Source organism: Mycobacterium sp. (assembly GCF_052144515.1).
Taxonomy (GTDB): Bacteria; Actinomycetota; Actinomycetes; order Mycobacteriales; family Mycobacteriaceae; genus Mycobacterium.
In genome coordinates this window covers 1-3,689 of sequence record NZ_JBKQQD010000219.1, presented here as the reverse complement: position 1 = coordinate 3,689, position 3,689 = coordinate 1, and the positions used below count along the sequence as shown (strand labels likewise).

Genomic DNA, 3,689 nt, shown 5'->3' with positions numbered 1-3,689 from the left:
CTAGTTGCCCGCCGAGTGCGGTGTGGCCGCGGTGGTGATTGTAGGTGTGCAGCCAGGTGGTAAGGGCCCGGCAGCGTTCGGTGTCGCCCGCCCCTAGCGTCAAGAGCGTCGATGACCATCTCGCGGGCCGCGCACCATCACCCCACGTCTGACTTGTACCAATTCCCGATAGTTGGAGGATCCTCAGAACGGACAGCTAGATTCGTTACCCCCTCCTGAGCGCCTGGGCCGTGGCCGCTTGCCGCCAGTTGTGCGACTCCCAAGCCCCAACCCCTGAAGCTGAAGCTCTCACCGGTGGTGGCATCGGTGACCTCCAGCTCCGCTGGATCGAAGACGATCGCGCTGTTGTTCACGAGATCCAGTCGCCAAAGTGGTAGCTTCGCGATTGCCTCGAGGTGAGCACGAACCCCCTCGGTAGTTGCGAACTTGGGGCCGCTGGCGACGGTCTGGTCCAGCCGATGAACCGTAAACTGCTGCGTGGATTGGTCTTCGACGCTCGCGGTCGCGGTGACCGCATACCCTAGCGGTTGCGACATCTCGTTGAGCCGATTGCACTCGCCGGCAACATCAGTCATGTGCTGCGCTTGCTCTTTGTCGATCATTCAGTCCCCCTCAGCGGAGTATCACCGGCCCGTGTTCATTATGAACTGCTGAGCGTGATCGGCGCCGATAATTCAGCCGCACCGCCCAGCGGCACTGGTCACGAGCTGCTCAACGAACCCCTAGCGCACCGTTGCCGTACCGGCGAGGTCGCATCAGCGATGGGTTTGTGGCGGCACATATATTGCGACGTCCCAGTAATACTGGCCGGATCCTAGATCTCCTCATATGCGGCCACGCACCCGACCGAGGACTGGGCCGAGACATTCGCGTACTACTTGCAGACACCGCTGATCGATTCCTCCGCGCGGCCCGGTTGGCCTGGCCGCTAGCATAATTCGGTTCTTTCCGGCTGGAGGCGAAGGGGTTCACATGTGGCATGACATGTTCGTCGAACAAATTCCGTCGGCGGAGAAGGCCATCCGCACGATCGTGGTGTATTCCCTGCTGATGGTATGGGAGCCACCGCGCTGCGCGGTTTTACGTGCTTAACACACTCAGCCGATGTTGGGCTTCTGATCGGCGCGCTCGGCATCGGTCGGGTCCTCAGCGGTGAGCGTGTCGAGGATGAATTGGGCGGTGGTGTGTCGATCGATGCCCGCGCTATCAGCTTGGGTGTCCAGTTCTTGATGAGCTTGCACCGGGGTGTAGCCGCGGCCAATGAGGACCCCGATGGCCTGATTGATGACCGACGTCGCTCGCAGATATGTCCCGCCGCTCGACCCGGCAGGGACGTTGAGGTGCTGATCGAGCGCGAAGTCGCTCGGCGGGCGGCCGGTTAGCCACGACAGGTCCGCGGTGAGGTCGACAAATGTTCCCGGCGTGCCCGCGTAGAGCGTGAGGGCAACCGACGGCGATGCCCGGCCGTCATTGACACCGGGCAGCGTCAGCCGAAGCGAGGTGCGAACACCGTCGGCCGCGCCGTCCTCAACGGTGGTGAACGTGAACGGCGGATCACTGCCGTCGACGGTCACGCTCAGACCAAGATAGGTGGGCACCGCCGCTTGGGCGTCGACGCCCAATTGGTGCAGACTGTGCAGCACATCGGCGCCGGGCTCATCCAGGACGGCGGTGAGGATGCCCAAATCGGCGGCCAGGGCCGCACCGATCTTCATGAGAGGATTGCTCCGCTGGGCGCTCCCGAGCGCGGATCGAGCCTGCCGATGCCGAACAGGCGAGTCGCCCTGCCCGGTGGGGAACTCGCGACGCGAGCCAGGACCCGTCGCGTTGACTGTTCCCCGCCCTCCAACCTACGCGCGTCACACCGTGCAGCGACAGTTCAGCCGTAGGTCGAATTGGGGTTCGCGCTCAGGTCGGGTTGTGCCGGGCGCGGGCGCGGCGCACGGCTTCATCGACGATGCGTTGCGCCACGTCGGCCAATTTGCGGTGTTCGGCTTGGCTGATCGCCCGCAGCTGAGTGAACGCCTCCTCGGCGCTACGCCCGCTGCGTCCCCGAATTAGGCCGATCGCCTGATCGATCACCGGGCGCGTCGACAGCGCCGTCTGCAACTGGGCGGTCAGCGCCAACGCGTGCGCGAGAATCTGGGCATTGTGCACCGCCACCGCCGCGGGTTTGGCGAACAGCTCCCCCAGTTCGGCGGCGTGCTCATCGAAGACGTCTTTGCCGTGGGCGTACACATTGATCGCCCCGATCGCCTGATCTGACAGCAGCAGCGGCAGCGACAGCGCACTGTGCACGCCCAAGCGGCCCACTCGCGGACCGAACCGAGGCCACATCTTCTCCCCACCCAACGACCCCGACCGCACCGTGCGCCGCTCCAGCGCCGCGGTGATGCAGGGTCCCTCCTTGAGGGTCACGTACTGAATCTCGTCGATCTCTGCGACAAAGGCAGCGCTGGCCGCCAACGCCTCCACCATGTTGTCCACCCGGTCGACCCGGAACAAGGTCACCCCGGCACCGTCGGCGCCCGGTATCGCATGCACCGCGAACGTCGACACCTCAGTCAGCAACTCAGGCAACCCCAGACTGCCGGCCACCAAGCCCGCCAAGTCGTCGATCCCGGCGCGCAAGTCGGCGGCATCAGCGATAGCCTGCTGCGCGCTCAGCGACCCCAACGGTAAGCCGTCGGCGTCCTCGCGTATCACCGTCATACCTGCACCCAACAATCTTGCCGGGACTGGGCACCACACCGAAGCCCAGCGCCCCAGAAGCGGCGCAACCGTCACGAGATGGTTGTCAAGGCAATAGTAGCGCCGGCAGCGGCGGCGTCGAATTACACTGTCGCGCGGGTAGTCTGCTACCCCGGCAACGGGACCAAATCACTGTTTCCCCTTGTTCGAACGCATACCGGCCCGTTTGCTCCCACAATTCGTCTCACAGTCGCCGTGCACGGGTCAATCAGCCCCACGCTGCGCGGGATTGATGAGTAGTTGGTCGATACGAGCAGTCCAACGGGCGTAGTGTCGAGGATGCCGAGAATTTCAGCTGGTCCGGGATGAGTTCAGCCGTCCGCCGCTTAACTCGAGGAGCTTTGGCTCCGAGCCCTCACATGCCGGTGATCAAATGGGCGCCTTTGATGAATGCGATCGGTGAACTGGGCGCCTTCCTCGCCAGAGAAAGTGCTGCCGCCGCGCCCTCACCCCAACCAGTCACCACCGTGAATGGAGGACTGCTCGAGTGTTCTGTTCGCTGATACCCAAGCTGTCGCGGTGGCATAGGACAGTGCAACGATAAGAGATTAATCCTCGGCCGCCGATTGGCAGCAGAGAGTGACGAACGCTGGGAAGACCCAATGACGATCAATGGCGACCGCACCTCCACAACCACCACAGCGACGAATGTGGCGTCGATGTTTCTTGACCGCGTCCAGACGTCGGTGGATAAGGAGGCCTTCCGCTACCTCGTTGCCGGCGACTGGGTCTCGGCGACCTGGCAGCAGACCGCGGACCGCGTCGAGACGCTGGCGGCGGGCCTGCTGGCGCTGGGCATCGAACCCGAGCAGCGAGTCGGTATCGCGTCGAGCACGCGATACGAGTGGATCCTGGCCGATCTGGCGATCATGTGTGCCGGGGCCGCCACCACCACCGTGTATCCCACCACCAACGCCGGCGGCATCGCCTACATCCTG

At 64.0% G+C, this 3,689-nt stretch carries 5 protein-coding genes; 2 read left to right on the top strand and 3 right to left on the bottom strand.

What is annotated here, in order from left to right:
* Nucleotides 1-137: 137 nt before the first annotated feature.
* Entirely contained in the window at nucleotides 138-602 is a 465-nt protein-coding gene (locus tag ACLP9N_RS15420; protein ID WP_442408238.1) for a hypothetical protein, read from the bottom strand.
* Between the two features lie 216 nt (nucleotides 603-818).
* Here ACLP9N_RS15420 and ACLP9N_RS15415 point away from each other — a divergent pair, with 216 nt between their 5' ends.
* Nucleotides 819-932, top strand: a complete 114-nt coding sequence (locus ACLP9N_RS15415) for a putative zinc-binding metallopeptidase (RefSeq protein ID WP_442408239.1) — start codon at nucleotides 819-821, stop codon at nucleotides 930-932.
* Nucleotides 933-1,097: 165 nt separating this feature from the next.
* On the opposite strand, the gene ACLP9N_RS15410 is transcribed toward ACLP9N_RS15415, so the two are convergent.
* Both ACLP9N_RS15410 and ACLP9N_RS15405 read right to left on the bottom strand, forming a co-directional pair.
* Entirely contained in the window at nucleotides 1,098-1,715 is a 618-nt protein-coding gene (locus ACLP9N_RS15410) for a hypothetical protein (RefSeq protein ID WP_442408237.1), read from the bottom strand.
* 193 nt (nucleotides 1,716-1,908) lie between these two features.
* A complete protein-coding gene (locus ACLP9N_RS15405) occupies nucleotides 1,909-2,712 on the bottom strand; it encodes a GAF and ANTAR domain-containing protein (protein WP_442408236.1) in 804 nt (267 codons plus the stop codon).
* Nucleotides 2,713-3,353: 641 nt separating this feature from the next.
* On the opposite strand from ACLP9N_RS15405, the gene ACLP9N_RS15400 reads away from it, so the two are divergent.
* Nucleotides 3,354-3,689: AMP-binding protein (locus tag ACLP9N_RS15400; protein ID WP_442408235.1), on the top strand; the 336-nt coding region annotated here is incomplete at its 3' end.